Origin of the sequence: Marinobacter alkalisoli (assembly GCF_045449795.1) — a bacterium.
In the GTDB taxonomy this organism is placed as follows: Bacteria; Pseudomonadota; Gammaproteobacteria; order Pseudomonadales; family Oleiphilaceae; genus Marinobacter.
Genome location: NZ_JBJJLB010000016.1, coordinates 25,322 through 43,178 on the forward strand (window position 1 = coordinate 25,322; position 17,857 = coordinate 43,178).

The 17,857-nt window shown below is 56.9% G+C and carries 14 protein-coding genes; 9 read left to right on the forward strand and 5 right to left on the reverse strand.

Annotation, left to right across the window (positions count from 1 at the left end; genetic code table 11):
* Window positions 1-128: 128 nt before the first annotated feature.
* Both ACJO3M_RS04740 and ACJO3M_RS04745 read left to right on the forward strand, forming a co-directional pair.
* On the forward strand, window positions 129-1,649 hold the full coding sequence (locus tag ACJO3M_RS04740; protein WP_407000147.1) for a sensor domain-containing diguanylate cyclase: 1,521 nt from the start codon (window positions 129-131) through the stop codon (window positions 1,647-1,649).
* Entirely contained in the window at window positions 1,646-2,263 is a 618-nt protein-coding gene (locus tag ACJO3M_RS04745) for a uracil-DNA glycosylase family protein (RefSeq protein ID WP_407000149.1), read from the forward strand. The genes ACJO3M_RS04740 and ACJO3M_RS04745 overlap by 4 nt, the downstream gene beginning before the upstream one ends.
* 9 nt (window positions 2,264-2,272) lie before the next feature.
* Here ACJO3M_RS04745 and glpD read toward each other — a convergent pair whose 3' ends face one another.
* Both glpD and ACJO3M_RS04755 read right to left on the reverse strand, forming a co-directional pair.
* Complete coding sequence (gene glpD, locus ACJO3M_RS04750; protein WP_407000151.1) at window positions 2,273-3,802, reverse strand: glycerol-3-phosphate dehydrogenase; 1,530 nt, start codon at window positions 3,800-3,802, stop codon at window positions 2,273-2,275.
* A gap of 162 nt (window positions 3,803-3,964) precedes the next feature.
* Entirely contained in the window at window positions 3,965-4,723 is a 759-nt protein-coding gene (locus ACJO3M_RS04755; protein WP_407000153.1) for a DeoR/GlpR family transcriptional regulator, read from the reverse strand.
* A 204-nt stretch (window positions 4,724-4,927) separates the two neighbouring features.
* Here ACJO3M_RS04755 and glpK point away from each other — a divergent pair, with 204 nt between their 5' ends.
* Window positions 4,928-6,400, forward strand: coding sequence for a glycerol kinase GlpK (gene glpK, locus ACJO3M_RS04760; RefSeq protein ID WP_407000155.1), 1,473 nt, complete (start codon window positions 4,928-4,930; stop codon window positions 6,398-6,400).
* Here glpK and ACJO3M_RS04765 read toward each other — a convergent pair whose 3' ends face one another.
* Window positions 6,401-8,299 (reverse strand): sigma-54-dependent Fis family transcriptional regulator, encoded by a 1,899-nt coding sequence (locus tag ACJO3M_RS04765; RefSeq protein WP_407000157.1) that lies wholly within the window; start codon window positions 8,297-8,299, stop codon window positions 6,401-6,403.
* Window positions 8,300-8,633: 334 nt separating this feature from the next.
* On the opposite strand from ACJO3M_RS04765, the gene ACJO3M_RS04770 reads away from it, so the two are divergent.
* From ACJO3M_RS04770 to ACJO3M_RS04795, 6 genes are all read left to right on the forward strand, one after another.
* A complete protein-coding gene (locus ACJO3M_RS04770; protein ID WP_407000159.1) occupies window positions 8,634-9,728 on the forward strand; it encodes an ABC transporter ATP-binding protein in 1,095 nt (364 codons plus the stop codon).
* Window positions 9,728-10,831 carry an ABC transporter ATP-binding protein gene (locus ACJO3M_RS04775; protein ID WP_407000161.1) on the forward strand — a complete coding sequence of 368 codons (1,104 nt, stop codon included), beginning with the start codon at window positions 9,728-9,730 and terminating at the stop codon, window positions 10,829-10,831. The genes ACJO3M_RS04770 and ACJO3M_RS04775 overlap by 1 nt, the downstream gene beginning before the upstream one ends.
* A complete protein-coding gene (locus ACJO3M_RS04780; RefSeq protein ID WP_407000163.1) occupies window positions 10,828-11,694 on the forward strand; it encodes a carbohydrate ABC transporter permease in 867 nt (288 codons plus the stop codon). The genes ACJO3M_RS04775 and ACJO3M_RS04780 overlap by 4 nt, the downstream gene beginning before the upstream one ends.
* Window positions 11,695-11,704: 10 nt before the next feature.
* Window positions 11,705-12,511, forward strand: coding sequence for a carbohydrate ABC transporter permease (locus ACJO3M_RS04785; protein ID WP_407000165.1), 807 nt, complete (start codon window positions 11,705-11,707; stop codon window positions 12,509-12,511).
* 11 nt (window positions 12,512-12,522) lie between these two features.
* The gene (locus ACJO3M_RS04790; RefSeq protein ID WP_407000167.1) at window positions 12,523-12,798 is read left to right on the forward strand and encodes a DUF2160 domain-containing protein; all 276 of its coding nucleotides are present in this window, start codon (window positions 12,523-12,525) and stop codon (window positions 12,796-12,798) included.
* Between the two features lie 259 nt (window positions 12,799-13,057).
* Window positions 13,058-14,806 (forward strand): ABC transporter substrate-binding protein, encoded by a 1,749-nt coding sequence (locus ACJO3M_RS04795; protein ID WP_407000169.1) that lies wholly within the window; start codon window positions 13,058-13,060, stop codon window positions 14,804-14,806.
* A gap of 87 nt (window positions 14,807-14,893) precedes the next feature.
* Here ACJO3M_RS04795 and ACJO3M_RS04800 read toward each other — a convergent pair whose 3' ends face one another.
* Together ACJO3M_RS04800 and ACJO3M_RS04805 are read right to left on the reverse strand one after the other, a co-directional pair.
* Window positions 14,894-15,781, reverse strand: a complete 888-nt coding sequence (locus ACJO3M_RS04800) for an aldo/keto reductase (protein WP_407000171.1) — start codon at window positions 15,779-15,781, stop codon at window positions 14,894-14,896.
* 2 nt (window positions 15,782-15,783) lie between these two features.
* Window positions 15,784-17,610: an alpha-amylase gene (locus ACJO3M_RS04805; protein ID WP_407000173.1), complete on the reverse strand. Its 1,827-nt coding sequence runs from the start codon at window positions 17,608-17,610 to the stop codon at window positions 15,784-15,786.
* Window positions 17,611-17,857 lie beyond the last annotated feature (247 nt).

The window sequence follows — 17,857 nt, forward strand, 5'->3', positions numbered from 1 at the left end:
AGTCATACAAGGCCGGTGACCGTCCAGGGTATGGCCGTGGCCAACGGAAGAGTCTATTCTGGAGCTAACAGGTACGGGCAGATACAGACGTACCAAATTGCCATCAATACAAGTAGTCATTACCCGGCATGGAATTGTTACTGACCCATTTCGCCCGCTCATTGTCGGGTGCCGAAAACCTGGAACAACTTACCCGTCCCATTCTTTTGCTGTTGCAACGCATTACCGGCCTGGAATCCACCTACCTGACGATGATTGATGAATCTCAAGGTGTTCAGGTCATTCTTTTCGCGGACAACTCCGGAAGTATCAATCTCCCGGAAGGAATGCAGATTCCCTGGTTGGATACTCTGTGTAAGCGCGCAATGGATGAAAAGCTGTACTTTACCGAGGACGTTGAGAGTGTCTGGGGTGATTCCGAGGCTGCTCGGGAGCTGGGCCTGAAGACCTATCTCTCTGTTCCCGTCAGTAACCTGGACGGGAGCATTTACGGCACTCTCTGCGGTGCGAGTAGCCGCGCCACGAAGGTAGATCAGGAGGTATTTGATCTACTGGAACTCTGCTCCGAGCTGATTGCCTATCAGATTGCCAGAGACGCTGCTGCCAAGGCCTCCATCCGTCGGGCCAATAAGGCCGAGAAAAAGCTGCAATCGCTGGCGCTGATTTCTGAGATCGGTGAATTGTGTTTCCGGTCGGATACCCTGGACTCCGCGTTGATACACACCGCGTCCTTGCTCGAGGAACGCGGGGGCTGGTTCAGGGCGGTGCCGTTTGTCCGAAGTGGCCAGAGCGTCAGCGCCCTGGTTCAGGCCGATAGTGCCTGGTTGGAGGTTGTTAAAAAGACCGATGCCTTGATCCCGCTGACAGATGCGCTGTTCGACAATGTCCACCCTGACCCGTTTGTCAGTGCTGATGGGCCGGGAGCACTGGAAACGCTTCCTCCGGAGGCAGGATTGTCGAGCGATGCCAGTGCCGCGCTGGTCAGTGTTGAGACAGATCAGGGGCGGGTGGCAGGTATTCTGCTGATCCTTGAGCAGGTGCCGGCGGAACCGGAGAACGACCGGCAGATCATCATCAGTTGTTCCAATTACCTGTCTCTGCTGGCGGACCGGGCAGAGTATTACGAGCAGCTTGAGCGAGCCAACCAGGAACTCTCGGTGTATGCCCTTCATGACCCGCTGACCGGGCTGGCCAATCGCCGTTATCTGGTGGAAGAGCTGGCACGAATGCTGGCTGCTACCCATCGAAACGGCGGCAGTGTCTATGTTGCTTTTATCGATCTGGATAACTTCAAGCAGATTAACGATGACTATGGGCATGATGCAGGTGATCACTTTTTGCAGTGCATGACAAAGCGCTTGCGGGAGGTGATCCGTTCGGGGGATTTGGCCAGTCGTTACGGCGGTGACGAATTTGTGGTGTTGTCGGCGGCCAGGGCGGGGGAAGATCGATCTGGCCTGGAGGCGTTCCTTGACCGACTGAGGGCCGCGACCCGGGGGCAGTTCGAGTTGCCGGAGCAGTCCCTGGATTATGCCGGGGCAAGTGTGGGCGGGGTGACCAGTCGCGCTGGCGAAAGTGATCCGGACAAATTATTGGCGAGGGCGGATGAGGCCATGTACGCCATCAAGAGGGCCAGGAAGGTGTCATGACAGAGTTCTACCCTTCGTTGTCGTTTGACGAATTGGTTACCAGGGTTCGTCGATGCACCCTTTGTGAGGAACACCTGCCACTGGGGCCGAGACCGGTGGTGCAGCTCAGTGAATCCTCGCGGATACTGGTGGTCGGGCAGGCGCCGGGCCGGCGGGTTCATGAAACCGGATTGCCGTTCAATGATCCCAGCGGCGACCGGCTGCGGGACTGGATGGGGATTGGTCGTGACGTCTTCTACGATGAGAGCACGCTGGCGATATTGCCCATGGGATTCTGTTACCCCGGTACCGGCAAATCGGGTGATCTTCCGCCGCGTCCCGAATGCGCGCCAGCCTGGCGGGAAGCGTTGCTGGCACGACTGAAACACATAGAGTTGACGCTGGTGATCGGGCAGTATGCCCACGCCTGGCACTTGTCTGGACCGCGAAAATCCGTGACGGACAATGTGAAGGACTGGGAAAAGCACTGGCCAGAAGTATTACCTTTGCCTCATCCCAGCCCCCGCAACAATCTCTGGCTGCGAAAGAACCCCTGGTTTGAAAAGGATGTGATACCCGCACTGCAGCAACGGGTCGGGGACATTCTCGGGCCTTTTTCCACGCATAATGCCTGAAAGAACGAGTCACGCGCTGTCGTGTAGAGTCGCGGTCTGTGGCTGCGGGGTTGCCTGAGCCGACAGATACCTTTCCAGCTCGCGGACATCTTCGTCAGTGGCGTATAGCCCCTGTTTTGTGCGGCGCCAAAGGATGTCCTCTGACGTCATTGCCCATTCGTGTCTGATCAGGTATTCCACTTCCCGTTCATAGAGCGTACCCGCAAACCGGAAGCCCAAATCCTGAATGGATGTCGCGCCGCCCAGAATGTCATAGGCATTGGTCCCATAGGTGCGCACATACCGGCTGTAGACGACTTCTGGAAGCCATGGATAATCCGTGGATATGCGAGCCTCCAGGGTGTCGTGGTTTTCAAAGTCACCACCGGGCAGAACGCTGTTTTTGGTCCAGGGGCCTTTGGCGTGCGGGAAGAACTGACACAGCTTGTCTGTCGCGGCTTCTGCCAGTTTGCGATAGGTCGTGATCTTGCCGCCAAATACGGAAATTACCGGGGCCATGTCCTTTTCGGCGCTGACCTCAAACGAGTAGTCCCGGGAGGCTTTCTTGGCATCACCTTCTTCATCGTCCATCAGCGGGCGAACACCGGAATAGGACCAGATGACATCGCTCTCTGTCAGCTGGCGCTTGAAGTAGGAGTTAACAATATCCAGCAGGTAGCTGGTTTCTTCCGATGAAATTTTTGCTTTCTTCGGATCCCCCTCGTAGTCCACATCGGTTGTGCCAACCAGGGAGAACTCGTCCTCGTAGGGGATGACGAAAACAATGCGCTCGTCCTCGTTCTGAAGAATATAAGCCTCTGTCTCGCGGTTCAGGCGGGGAACAACAATGTGGCTGCCCTTGACCATGCGAATGACTTTCGGAGCCTTCATGGCGAGGCTCTCACTGAACAGGCGGCTTACCCAGGGGCCGGAGGCGTTCACAATGACTTTTGCAGACACGTGTTGAATGCGGTCGTCGTTCAGGTCCTGAAGCGAGACATTCCATGAATCCGCTCCGCGCTCGGCGTTGATGCACTTGGTTCTGGTCAGAATGGTAGCGCCGTATTCCTGTGCCTTCTTGGCCGTCAGTACAACCAGGCGGGCGTCGTCGACCCAGCCGTCGGAGTATTCGAATCCTTTGGTGATGTCAGATTTGAGCGGGTCCTTTTCATCGAACCTGATGGACCGCGACCCCGGCAGAACTTCCCGCTTGGCGAGGTGATCGTAGAGAAACAGCCCCATTCTGATCATCCAGGCGGGGCGAAGGTGAGGGCGGTGGGGCAGCCGGAAGCGCATTGGCCACATGATGTGGGGAGAATTTCGCAACAGGGACTCCCTCTCTGCCAGGGCTTCCCGCACCAGTCGAAACTCATAGTGCTCCAGGTAACGCAATCCGCCGTGGATCAGCTTGCTGCTGCTCGAGGATGTCGCCGAGGCGAGGTCATTCATTTCGCAAAGCAACACCTTGAGACCCCGGCCCGCGGCATCCATTGCGATCCCCGTTCCGTTAACACCGCCTCCCACAACGACAACGTCGAATTGGTTGTTCTCCTCGGCCATCCTGTGTCATCTCCTGACGCCAATAACGTGTTCATCCATTATGCGAAAGCAAGATATATTCGTAAAGGAAAATAAAGAAAAAAAACGAAAAGGAGAGGGCGAGCAAGCAGGGGGCCTTCTCAATAGCATTCAGGAAGCGAAAACCGTAATCAGCAGGGACGGTCAGACCAGGTGCAGTTCCACGTTGTTCTCGCGCAACAACTGGCGGATCTCGACGGGAGGCGGCTCGTCGGTAAACACGTGATCGGCCTGGGCGATGCTGCCAAGACGAACCATGGCATTGCGGCCAAACTTGGAGTGGTCGGCGGCGAGCAGAACCTGGCTGGAATTTTCGATAATGGACTGGGCAACGCGGACTTCCCGGTAGTCGAAGTCCAGCAATGAGCCGTCAGCGTGAATGCCGCTGATCCCTATGATGCCGAAGTCCATCTTGAACTGATTGATAAAGTCCCGGGTGGCTTCACCCACAATGCCACCATCGCGATTCCGGACTTCACCGCCGGCGATGATGATATGGAAGTCTTCCTTGGCGGAAAGAATAGAGGCAACGTGCAGGTTGTTGGTTACCACCTGAAGGTTGTTTTTTTCGAGCAGCGCCTTGGCGATGGTTTCCGTGGTGGTTCCGATGTTGATGAACAGGGAGGAGTTGTCCGGAATCATCTCCACCAGGGCTTCAGCGATACGTTCCTTGGCTTCCAGATCCATGATCTTGCGAGCCTGGTAGGCGGTGTTCATCGTGCTGGAATCGATACCGGCGCCGCCATGGTGGCGACGGAGTTTTTTCTGGCTGGCCAGATCGTTCAGGTCCCGGCGAATGGTCTGCGGCGTGACTTTAAACTGGTCCACCAGCTGTTCTGTCGTGACAAAGCCGTTTTGCTGGATCAATTCCATGATCAGATCCTGCCTGCGTCGCTGTGCCATTCAACTTCCTCCGGCGTTCGGTTTTCTGTAACGAACGAAATAGCGATTCATTGCTCCCGGTCAGTCTAGAGTGTTTTACGTCTTTATGCAGCCTTTTTAGGGGCTTGTGGCGGTATGGGTGTTTCGCGTTAGTGAAAAGGGTTGGCTTTTGTTTTCAGAAAAGTAAAAATGCGAAAAAATAAGAACACCCGAGGCAAAGCAACCATGACTCAGTACATTCTGTCGATCGATCAGGGAACCACCAGTTCTCGCGCCATTTTGTTCACGCTGGACGGCAATATACACGCCGTTAGCCAACAGGAATTTTCCCAGCACTACCCCGCCAGCGGCTGGGTAGAGCACGACCCCGAGGATATATGGCGCACGGTCAGGGAAACCTGTGATGACGTCATGGACAAGGGCTGCAGCGAAAACGACGAGGTGGTTGCCGTTGGAATCACCAATCAGAGAGAGACCACCATACTCTGGGACCGGGCGACCGGTGAACCGGTCTATCCAGCCATCGTCTGGCAGGACCGGAGAACCGCAGAATGGTGCGAAACCCTGAAAAAACAGAGCCGGGAACCGTCGGTGAACAGTAAAACCGGGTTGTTGATCGATCCTTACTTTTCGGCGACGAAAATTCGCTGGGTTCTTGATAACGTCCCCGGGGCCAGGCAACGGGCTGAAAAGGGCGAGCTGGCCTTTGGCACCATCGACAGCTTCCTGCTCTGGCGCCTGACTGCCGGTAAGGTGCATCGTACTGACGCCACCAACGCGAGCCGAACCATGCTCTTTAATATCCATGATCAGCAATGGGATCAGGAGCTGCTGGATCTGTTCGGGATACCGGAATCCCTGTTACCCGATGTCATGGATTCGGCGGCGGACTTCGGCCGGATTGTGGGTAACGGGCGTCTGGATGGTGTCTCGGTCATGGGTATGGCCGGTGATCAGCAGGCAGCGCTGTTTGGACAGACCTGCTTTAAAACCGGCATGGCAAAAAGTACCTACGGGACCGGCTGCTTTCTGATGCTAAATACTGGCGACAAGGCACTGACGTCGGAGCACCGCCTGCTGACCACCGTGGCGTATCGTTTGAATGGCAAACCGGTCTACGCGCTGGAAGGCAGTATCTTTATCGCCGGTGCTGCCATCCAGTGGTTGCGCGATGGCCTGCAGCTGATCAGAGATGCATGCGAGACCGAGCCGCTTGCTGAGGGCACGCCGGTGGACCACGGTGTCTATCTGGTACCGGCCTTCACCGGGCTGGGCGCCCCTTATTGGGACCCCAATGCCCGTGGCGCCATTTTCGGGCTGACCCGGGATACCGGTATAAAGGAAATTGTGACCGCGGGCCTGCAATCGGTTTGTTACCAGACCAAGGATCTGCAGAAAGCCATGGAAAAGGACGGGATCCGGCCCATCACCCTGCGTGTGGATGGTGGCATGGTTGCCAACAACTGGGTACTGCAGTTCCTGGCGGATATTCTGGGGGCGCGGGTCGACCGACCGGCGCTGGTGGAAACCACGGCTCTCGGGGCGGCCTACCTGGCGGGCCTTCAGGCTGGCGTTTACAAGTCCCTCGATGACCTGAGCAGTATGTGGCGTTGCGACCGAAGCTTCGAGGCAGTGATGACCAAGGCCCGGCGCGACAAGCTGTATGAGGGCTGGAGCACGGCCATCCGTAAACTCTGACTACCTCACCCCAAGATCCCGAAGGCGTTTGTACAGGGTGTTGCGACTGACGGCCAACTCCCTGGCAGCGCGAGACACGTTTCCCATGCACTGCTGATAGACCACGAGGGTCTGGTTCATGGTGTCGTTGCGGGAGTTATCGTTGGCCTGGGGCGTTTCGCGGAACGACGAGGCATCGAATACCGGCTTTTGCGTCGTTTCCTTACGGTCTTCGTATTCCGCCAGAAAGTCCTCCGGCAGGTGCCAGAGCTGCACTTCATCGCCGTCTGCAATGGCAACAGCCACACGAACGATGTTCACCAGCTGGCGAATGTTGCCGGGCCAGGGATGGTTTTCCAGTGCCGCCATCACCTCCGTGTTCAGGGAGGCAGGCTGGCCGTCATCGCGGTGCTCCTGGTAAATTCTGCGGATGAGTTCGCGCCTGTCCATCCGCTCCCGCAGTGGCGGCAGTTCAACGCATAAACCGTTGATGCGGTAATAGAGGTCAGCACGGAAATCACCGCTGTCGATCCGGTCGGATAACGGGCGGTTGGTGGCCGACACCAGCAGGATGTCCACCGGGATGCGCTCTGTCGACCCCACCGGCGTAACTTCCCGTTCCTGCAGTACCCGCAGCAGTCTGGACTGAGCGGCAAGCGGCATTTCACCGATCTCGTCGAGAAACAGGATGCCCTTGTCGGCCTTTCGTATCAGCCCAAGGGAGCCCTGGGCGCGGGCGCCGGTGAACGCACCGGCCTCGTAACCGAAGAGCTCGGATTCGACGAGTTCCGGGGGAATAGCCGCACAGTTGACCGACACCAGAGGCTGGCCCCGCCGCTTGCTGGTCCCATGCAGGGCTTTGACCATCACTTCCTTGCCAACACCGGTTTCGCCACAGATCAGTATCGGAACCCCCCGTTCCAGCACCTTGCCGGCCTGGCTGGCGCAGCGTCGGACCCGTGGGTCGCCATACTCGATACCACCCGGGGAAACGCCGGATTGGCGAGGCTCCGATGGCCTGGGTCGGGGCGCGGGACCTAACGGCTTCGGGCCGGGGGCGCGAACCGATGCCGGGCGTTTGAGGAGCCCCGACAATCGCACCCGTTGGGTGGTTGTGAGCTGGAGGGGCGTGTTGTGGGAATGGTTCAGTATCTGGCTCCGGTTTTCTATAAACAGGGAGTTCAGGTTGCGTCCGGAGAGCGGTTCACCGAGCAACTGGTCGGCCCGCTGATTGGACGCAATAACACGCCCGGTCTGATCAAACGCGATCAGACCGGACCAGGGGCTGTCGATGTTATCCGCCGTGGTGTTGAGGGTAAGGATAAAATGGTCTCCCCCCAGTTGCCGGACAATCAGACGGTTCTCCACGGATTGCGATAGCAGCCGGACCATTCCCAGGGTGTGGGCCTGGGGCAGGTAGGCGTCGCTGAAGGCGCTGAGTACACCCACCAGGGTTCTGTCGGTATCGAAGATGGGGGCGGCGGAACTGATGATGCCGCGGTTCAGCTTGAGAAAATGTTCGTTTCGCTGCACCTGTATCGGCGATCGAATCGCAATGGAAGTGCCGATGGCATTGGTGCCGGCATGACGCTCATGCCAGCTTGCCCCTGCGCTGAACCAGGGGTGCCGGTAGCTCTCGGTAACACGGCGATCGCCCCAGCCCTTCAATACCTGGGCTTCGGAATCCGCAAGCAGGATCAGGCAGCGGCTGTTGGACATGATGTTGTCGTAGTAGGGCAGCACTTCTGTTTCTGTGGTGCTCAGTAATGCTTCGTAGTCATGTTCCAGAGCTTCACGTGCCTGGTCGTCAAGGTTCGCCGGCTCAGGTTCATGGTCGTGGTGGAGCCCATAGCCGAGACAGCGGTTCCAGGAATCGGCAATGGTAGACCGGTATTCCGTCCGTTCGTGTTGTGGTTTCACGCGAGTCCTCCGCGTTCCTGCGATTTCGTTTTGTTTTTGTGGTGGCCGTCCAGGCCGGTGGGTACAACGAATCTGTTCGCAATGGTGTTCAATAATGTGCTCAATGATTGTTCAGGTCAATGTTCAAACTGAACAAAAAGTTTGATAACGAACATTTTTGTTTTCAGTAATGAAATTACATGCAATATTAAATCTATTAAAAACAATAATATAGGATTTCGTTCCTAATTATGGCCCTTACTGGTACGGGCTTTGCCTTTGTGTATTCGAAATCGAATTTCCGTCGGTCAGCTGCCGGCGAATAACGTGTAACAAGAACAACAAAGGAAAGCCTATGTCCTTAACGCTGGAGAATCTCTCCCGTGCCGTGGATGGAGTCGATTACATCCGGGACGCGAACATCACGTTTGAGGCGGGGTCGTTCAACGTACTGCTCGGGCGCACTCTGGCTGGTAAAACCTCACTGATGCGGCTGATGGCCGGTCTGGACAAGCCTGACGAAGGTCGCCTCATCTATAACGGCCATGATGTGACCGGGCAAAGCGTTCAGCAACGCAATGTCTCGATGATCTATCAGCAGTTCATCAACTACCCCAATCTAACGGTTTACGAAAACATCGCCTCGCCCCTGCGTCTGGCAAAGATGAAGGAGAGTGAGATTGATCGGCGAGTGAAAGAAACCGCGAACATGTTGCAGATTGACCCGCTGTTGAAGCGCTATCCGCTGGAACTGTCCGGCGGTCAGCAACAGCGCACAGCGATGGCCCGGGCGCTGGTCAAAGACGCGACGCTGATTCTGTTTGACGAGCCCCTGGTGAACCTCGACTACAAACTGCGTGAGGAGTTGCGCGCTGAACTGCGGGATCTGTTCCGTGAACGCCAGTGCATTGCGATCTACGCAACCACCGAAGCCAACGAAGCGCTGGCGCTGGGGGGCGTCACCACGCTGCTCGACCAGGGGCGCATCGTTCAGTCCGGCCCGGTCATGGAGGTTTACCGCAACCCGGTGAACACCCTGGCAGCGCAGCTGTTCAGTGAGCCGCCCATGAACATGATCAAAGGGCGCGTTACCGACACCGAGGTCACCTTTGATGAATATTCTCACCATGCACTGACCCGGGAGCTGGCGAAAATCGAGCCCGGTGATTACTGGTTTGGTATCCGGCCAAGTCATATCGGGCTTGTTCCCAACAATGAGGACGACCTTGAGATGTCCATGGAGGTGGAACTCAGCGAGATCAGTGGCTCGGAAACCTTCATGCACGTGCGTAACCGGCACTTCGAGATGGTGATGCAACTGATGGGGGTACACCAGTATCACACCGGGTCGCCCATCAAGATCTATCTGCCTATTCACAAGCTGTTTGTATTCGATAAAGACGAAAAGCTTGTGCATACCCCGACGCAGGTAACAGGAGGGACGATCTGATGGCTGAAATTCATTTGAAGTCTCTGGCCCACAGTTACAGCGATACGCCGGCGGGGCCCGATGACTACGCAATCCGCCATCTGGACCATGTCTGGGAGAAGGGCGGTGCCTACGCCTTGCTGGGGCCCTCCGGCTGCGGCAAGAGCACGATGCTGAACATCATCTCGGGACTGCTCCAGCCTTCCGAAGGCGATGTGCTGTTCGACGGCAAGCGGGTCAATGAATTGTCTCCGCGGGACCGGAACATTGCCCAGGTTTTCCAGTTTCCCGTTATCTACGACTCGATGACGGTGTTCCAGAACCTGGCGTTCCCCCTCAAGAATACCGGTGTGCCCAAGTCCCAGATCAAGGCCAAAGTGAACGAAATTGCCGGGATTCTGGAAATTGAGAGCGAGCTGCACAAAAAGGCCAAGAACCTCTCCGCGGACCAGAAGCAGAAAGTTTCCATGGGGCGTGGCCTGGTTCGGGGCGATGTCTCCGCCATCCTGTTCGATGAGCCGCTGACGGTGATCGATCCCCAGCTCAAATGGAAACTGCGCCGCAAGCTCAAACAGATCCATGAGCAATTCGACATCACCATGGTGTACGTCACCCACGACCAACTGGAAGCATCCACCTTCGCTGACAAGATCGCGGTGATGTACGACGGCCAGATTGTCCAGTTCGGAACGCCAACGGAACTCTTTGAGCAGCCCAACCACACCTTCGTGGGGTATTTCATCGGCAGCCCCGGCATGAACCTGGTTGAGGTGGAGCGATGCCCCCGAGGCGTTTGCTTTGGCAGTACGGTGCTACCGATGGATGCCCGGCAGGTTGAGCTTTTGCAGCGACTGCAATCCAACAATCTCAAGATCGGTATCCGCCCGGAGTTTATCCAGGCATCGGATATTGCGGCAGACGATACGTTTGAAGCCGAGGTGCTGGATGTCGAGGACTTGGGCACCTACAAGATCATGACGGTAAAGCTGGATTTCGAAACACTGAAAGTCCGACTGACGGAGGACCAGCATTTCGATGTTGGCAGCCAGGTTCAGCTCAGCTTCCCGGAAAAGTGGCTGAAGCTGTACGTGGACGAGTTTCTGGTGGAGGAGAAGGGCCAATGAATAAGGTTCCCAACAATCGTGCCTGGTGGCTCGTACTGCCAGTATTCATTCTTGTTGCGTTTTCAGCGTTGATACCGCTGATGACGGTTGTGAACTATTCAGTTCAGGACATCTTCGGTCCGGGTAACGCCTATTACGTAGGCACTGAGTGGTTTCGGGAAGTGCTCGCTGATGAGCGATTGAGAGAGTCGCTACTCAGGCAATTCCTGTTTTCCGGTGCCGTGCTGGCTATCCAGATTCCCCTTGGTATTGGTGTGGCGCTGATGATGCCGAAGTCCGGCATCAAGGCCTCGCTGTGCCTGATCCTGCTGGCCATACCGTTGCTGATTCCCTGGAATGTGGTGGGCACCATCTGGCAGATCTTCGGTCGCGGTGATATCGGCCTGTTTGGCTGGGCCCTGAACACGCTCGGTCTTGATTACAACTACACCGGCGACACGGTGGATGCCTGGCTGACGGTGTTGCTGATGGATGTGTGGCACTGGACGCCACTGGTTGCGCTGTTGTGCTATTCAGGGTTGAGGGCCATTCCCGAGGCCTTCTATCAGGCGGCGGAAATTGACCGTGCGTCAAAGTGGGCTGTGTTCCGCTACATCCAGTTGCCTCGCCTGAAAAGTGTGCTTGTGATTGCGGTGCTGCTGCGATTCATGGACAGCTTCATGATCTATACGGAGCCTTTTGTTCTCACCGGTGGCGGGCCTGGCAGCTCGACAACCTTCCTGAGTCAGACACTGACAACCATGGCGATTGGTCAGTTTGATATAGGCCGTGCGGCGGCATTCTCGCTGATCTACTTCCTGATCGTATTGCTGGTGTCCTGGCTGTTCTTTACCGCCATAACTCACCTCGACAAAGAAAAATAAGGAGAGAGTGATGAGCTACTCACGTTCCAAGGGCATCGGGATGACGCTGTTCATCGTGCTCTTGCTGACCCCGATCTATTGGCTTTTGAACATGTCGTTCAAAACCAACCGTGAAATTCTGGGAGGGCTCACCTTCTGGCCGCAGAATTTCACGCTGGATAACTATGCGGTGATATTCACGGACTCCAGTTGGTACTCGGGATACATCAACTCGATGATCTACGTGTCCATGAACATGACTATCACCTTGCTGGTTGCCCTGCCGGCCGCCTATGCGTTCAGTCGCTACAAGTTCGTGGGTGACAAGCACCTGTTTTTCTGGCTGCTCAGCAACCGTATGGCGCCGCCTGCGGTCTTCCTTTTGCCGTTCTTCCAGCTCTATTCGTCGGTGGGGTTATTCGATACCCACATTGCCGTGGCGCTCGCGCACTGCCTGTTCAACGTGCCGCTGGCGGTCTGGATACTGGAGGGCTTCATGTCTGGTGTACCGCGCGAATACGACGAGATGGCCTATATTGATGGCTACAGTTTCCCGAAATTCTTCGTGAAGATCTTCCTGCCGATGATCCGGTCGGGGATTGGTGTCGCCGCGTTCTTTGCCTTCATGTTCTCGTGGGTGGAACTGCTGTTGGCAAGAACACTGACCTCCGTGGATGCGCAACCCATCGCCGCCATCATGACCCGAACGGTCGGGGCCAGCGGTATTGACTGGGGCGTGCTGGCAGCAGCCGGTGTACTCACCATTGTTCCAGGCGTACTGGTGGTCTGGTTTGTTCGTAATCACATCGCCAAAGGCTTCGCGCTGGGCCGGGTATAGGGAGAGTTCTCATGATTGCGTGGATGAACTGGACACCGTCCGTAGCCATTTTCTTTGCAGTGATTGCCGGAATACTGGCCGTGATGACCGTTTACGAAATTGTGTCGCCTTGCACGGAACGTAAGGGCTTCCTGCCAATTTCGACAACACGTGGAGACAGGCTTTTCATAGGTCTGCTTTCTGCGGCATACATTCATCTGGCATTTCTGGCTGTCAGCGATATCACCCTTTGGGTTGCGCTGGCGGTCTCGGTGCTCTGGCTCCTGGTGCTGTTGCGCTGGGGGTGATGGGAAATGACAGGGAGTTACGTCAAATGTTCGTTTGCCAGGGATGGCTAAAAGATCTTTGTAATTGCTCGTTGAGAACGGTTGTAAAATTTCTATAACGAACTATTTTCATTTCTAATGATCGGAAGCGAATACGTGGGTTCGGCTCCGGTGTCAGTAACAGCGGTCAAAACGCTATACAGGGAAAACCGGAACGCAGTGTAGTGAAGTAAAGACGTCGCGTTTCGAACAAACCAAAACAAAATGAACGAGGTTGGATATGTTCAACAACAATAAATATCCGAAAACCCTGCTCCTGAGTGCTGCTATCGGCTCGGTGGGGTTGGGGCTTAGCTTTCAGGTCAGCGCAGATCAGTATTCTGATGCCGCCGAGAAGTGGATTGATAAGGCATTCAAGAATTCGACTCTGAGCAAAGAAGAGCAGATGAAGGAGCTGGAGTGGTTTATCAAGGCTGCCGAACCTTTCCGTGGTATGGAGATCAATGTTGTCTCCGAAACCATCGCTACCCATGAATATGAATCCAGGGTACTGGCAGAAGCTTTTAGCGAGATCACCGGCATTGAGCTGACTCACACGCTGATTCAGGAAGGGGATGTTATCGAGAAGCTGCAGACTCAGATGCAGTCCGGCCGCAATATCTATGACGGCTGGGTAAACGACGCTGACCTGATTGGTACCCATTTCCGTTACGGTAAGGTTATGGCCGTCGAGGACATCATGAACGGTGAGGGCAAGGACGTGACGCTGCCTACGCTGGATCTTGATGATTTCATCGGACTGGATTTTGCAACGGGTCCTGACGGCAAACTCTATCAGTTGCCAGACCAGCAGTTCGCCAACCTTTACTGGTTCCGCGCCGACTGGTTCGAGCGTGAGGATCTGAGGGAGCAGTTCCAGGATCTCTACGGCTATGAGTTGGGTGTTCCCGTTAATTGGTCTGCCTACGAAGATATTGCCGAGTTCTTCACCGTGCACGTCAAGGAAATAGATGGCGAGCGCGTGTATGGCCACATGGATTACGGCAAGAAAGATCCTTCATTGGGCTGGCGTTTCACCGATGCCTGGTTCTCCATGGCCGGTGCGGGCGACAAGGGACTTCCAAACGGGTTGCCGGTGGATGAATGGGGTATCCGCGTTGAAGAGTGCCATCCGGTGGGCTCCAGCGTGAGCCGGGGTGGTGCCACCAACGGCCCGGCAGCAGTCTTCGCGACCCACAAGTATGTTGACTGGCTGAAGAAGTACGCTCCGCCCGAGGCGCAGGGCATGACCTTCTCCGAGGCCGGCCCGGTACCAGCGCAAGGTGGCGTTGCCCAGCAGATCTTCTGGTATACCGCCTTTACCGCCAGCATGATCGAGGATGGCTTGCCAGTCGTTAATGAAGACGGCACACCGAAATGGCGTATGGCGCCTTCCCCTCGTGGACCCTACTGGGAAGAGGGCATGAAGCTGGGTTATCAGGACGTGGGTTCCTGGACCTTCATGAAATCCACGCCAAAAGAGCGTCGTCTGGCGGCGTGGCTGTACGCCCAGTTCACCGTGTCCAAGACAGTTTCTCTTGAAAAGACCATCGCTGGCCTGACCCCGATTCGTAAGTCTGACATCAACTCTCAGCAGATGACTGAATTGGCGCCAAAGCTGGGTGGCCTGGTGGAATTCTACCGCAGTCCGGCCCGGGTTCAGTGGACTGACACTGGCACTAACGTGCCTGACTATCCGAAGCTGGCCCAGCTGTGGTGGCAGTATATTGCCCGGGCTGCCAGCGGTGAGGCAACGCCCCAGAAAGCACTGGATGGTCTGGCGGAAGCTCAGGATCGTGTCCTGCATCGTCTCGAGCGCGCCAACGTAATGGAAACCTGTGGCCCGAAGCTGAACGAGCCGCGTGACCCGCAATATTGGCTGGATCAGCCAGGTGCGCCCAAGCCGAAGCTGGACAACGAAAAGCCGCAAGGCAAAACCGTTCGCTACGAGGAATTGCTGAAGACCTGGGAAGAAGCTCGCGAGAGTTAATGCCTGCAGTGCGCTGCCGCTGTCCCTAGCCTCCCGGGACAGCGGCTGACCTGACACCGTCGGGTCGGTGGGTCTTATCCGGTTGTATCAGGCCACAGCCCTGTTGCGAACGGATTCCAGAAGCCGGTACCAGAGCGGGCGGGGCAGCAGGCTTTGGGCACCCTGAAGGGCGGAGTGGATCCGGTCAGGGTTCATGGAACCCAGCACTGGCACTGGCGTTCCCGGAATCTGGCGCAACCAGGCAATGGCCAGTGCGGTTTCATCCAGTCCGGTTTCCTGCTGCGCCCTGTCGAGAACATCGGCGGGAATCCGCTCTGCCAGGTTACCTCCACCCAGTGGAGACCAGGCCAGCCAGCGCATCCCGTCAGTAAGGTGAGCTTCCAGCGTGCCATCAAACAGCGGGCCGGTGTGGTCTAGGGACAACTGGCTTTGGTTGCACACCAGTGGCAGGTCGGTATTTCGGGCCAGCCATCGCCACTGGTCCGGCAGGAAGTTGGACACACCGATCTGGCGCACTTTTCCCGACGATACCGCGTTTTCCAGGACCCGGGCTACTTCCCCCGCTTGCAGCAATGGGTCAGGTCGGTGGATCAGAAAAGTATCAATCTGCTCCAGGGCCAGTGACGCAAGGGCCTTGTTGATGGCGCTCTCCAGGTAACCGGCTTCGGCACGGTAGTGCTTTACCTGCCAAGGTGAACGGTCCTTGCCAGCCGGTACGATACCTGCCTTGGTGATAACGCGAACCCGTTTGGCCAGGGCTGGATGTGCCCGCAGTGCGTCACCGAACAGCCGTTCACATTCGCCGGCGCCGTAGATGTCGGCGTGGTCGAACACAGTCAGCCCTTCATCCACGCGTGCTGATACCCAATCGGCCAGCTTTGCCGGCCGGGTGAGTTCGGGATGGTCGTGGAGCCGCATCATCCCCAGAATCAGGGGTGTTTCCGGTGTGAATCCTTCAATTGGGGTGTTTTGCACGGTTACTCCTTGCCGAAGGCGATGACCACGCGGTCGTTGCCATGGGTTCTTGAGAAAACGTAGGGTTCGGTGCCAAGTCGCTTGTGCTCGCCTGCACCAATGGCCGGATGGCGATCCCGGAACTGCCCCAGCTTTTTCCAGTGGGACAAAACCGGTTCGGCTTTGCCGTTTTCGAGGTCGGCCCAGTTCATATCCGAACGGGTGCCCTGGTGGCCGTCTGATCCGGTAGGCCCGAATCGGCGGCCGGTCTCATCCCCGTAGAATATCTGGCTGGTGCCCGGTGTGAGCAGCAAGGCGCTGGCTGCGCGCTTCTGCATGGCAGGATCGTTATCGGCAATGCGGCTGAACAACTGGGTGTCGTGGGAGGAGATGTAGCTCATCACGTTGAATGGCTTGTCGCTGTTCATCTTGTCTGCGTAATTGCTGTAGATGGGCTCCATCTCCGGCAGGCAGGCGGCACCGGCAAGGGCTTCTTCCTGCAGGTCGAAGTTGATCACCGCATCGAAGCCGGCATCAAAGTAGCTGCTGCGGGTGACGGTGTGGGGGAAGACCTCCGCCACCATCCAGAAGTCCTCCGCTGGCAGCGGTTGCCCGGGGTTCTTGCTGCGATAGGTGTCCAGTGCCTTCTGGGCTTCGGTCTTCAGTTCCTGCCATGCTTCCGGCTCCACGTGTTTGGCGGTATCCACCCGGAAACCGTCAACACCGAATTCCCGCACCCAGTCTGTGAGCCAGGTGATCAGGTAATCCCGCACGGTAGCGTCATCAAGCTGTCTGGCGTGGGTGTTCTCTTTGTGCTGGAGGAACACCGGCAGGTCAACCGTTTTGGCGGATCCGGTCTTGAAGTCCGGCAGAAACGCCAGGGACCCACGAACCGGGTCAATGGAGGCGTTCGGCGGTGTATCATAGTCGCCGATGCCGGCGCGAACCCAGTCCTTGCCCCACCAGTTGCTCCAGTTGGGGTGGTCGTAGTCGATCAGGGCGTGGTAGGCGTGGAAATCCTCCCAGGACTCCGGTTGCCAGTGGCCCCACGGGTCCGGCAGGTGCTTTTCGAAACCTTCCCGCAGCCCACCGAAATTGAAGGTTTGCATATCCTGGAGTGTGGCATAGCCCGGGTGGTTCATGACCACGTCCATCACCACTCGAATGCCGCGGGCATGGGCTTCTTCCACCAGGGTGCGGAATTCCTCGCGGGTACCGAAGTTGGCGTCGGGCCGGGTAAAGTCCAGGGCGTAATAGCCGTGGTAACCATAGTGCTGGAAATCTCCCCGGTCGCCGCCACCCACCCAGCCGTGAATCTGCTCGAAGGGCGGGGTGATCCAGACGGCATTGACGCCCAGCGCTTCGAGGTAATCCAGCTTTTCGGTCAGGCCGGCAAAATCCCCGCCATGGAACGTGCCGATTTCGTCCTTGCCGTCGGGCTGGCGACCGTAATTCCGGTCATTATCGGTCCGGCCGTTGGCGAAACGGTCGGTCACGGTAAAATACACCGTGGCACCGGCCCAGTTGAAACTCTGTTGGGGGGCATCTGCCGCCTCAAGCAATAACAGGCCCTCGGCTTCCGGGGCAGGTGTCAAAGTGACTTCGCCGTTTTCAACCCGGGCCCTCTCGCCGCTGTAGAAATCCCGCACCCATTCACCGTCGGCAAACGTGTCACCCACGGAAACGGTCATTGCCGACTGGGTGGCGATACACAGGCCGTCGCCGTTTGCAGCAGACGGATTGCCGGAGGGTAGGGCGGTGGTCTCTAACTGACCGCCGGCACAGCCGGCAAGGGAGAGGCACGTCACAAGGCTGGCGGTTAACCTGAGTTTTTTCGGGTGGCGGTTCATGCAATGAGCTCCGGTTCCGTTTATTGTTGTGGTACCGCAATCAAACCAGAGTTGAGGGGAGGGGGGTAGACGGAATTTTCTCCTCCTCACTACTCCCCCGTTCTACGCCTCAGGGAATGAAAACAGGGCTGATGCCAGCAACGGCAAATTGCAACACAGTTCGGTTACTCGCAATAAAAAGATTTGCGTTAAGCCCGCCCGGCCAACCTCGTGCCAGGGCGGACAACAAGAATAAGGCTAGAACAAG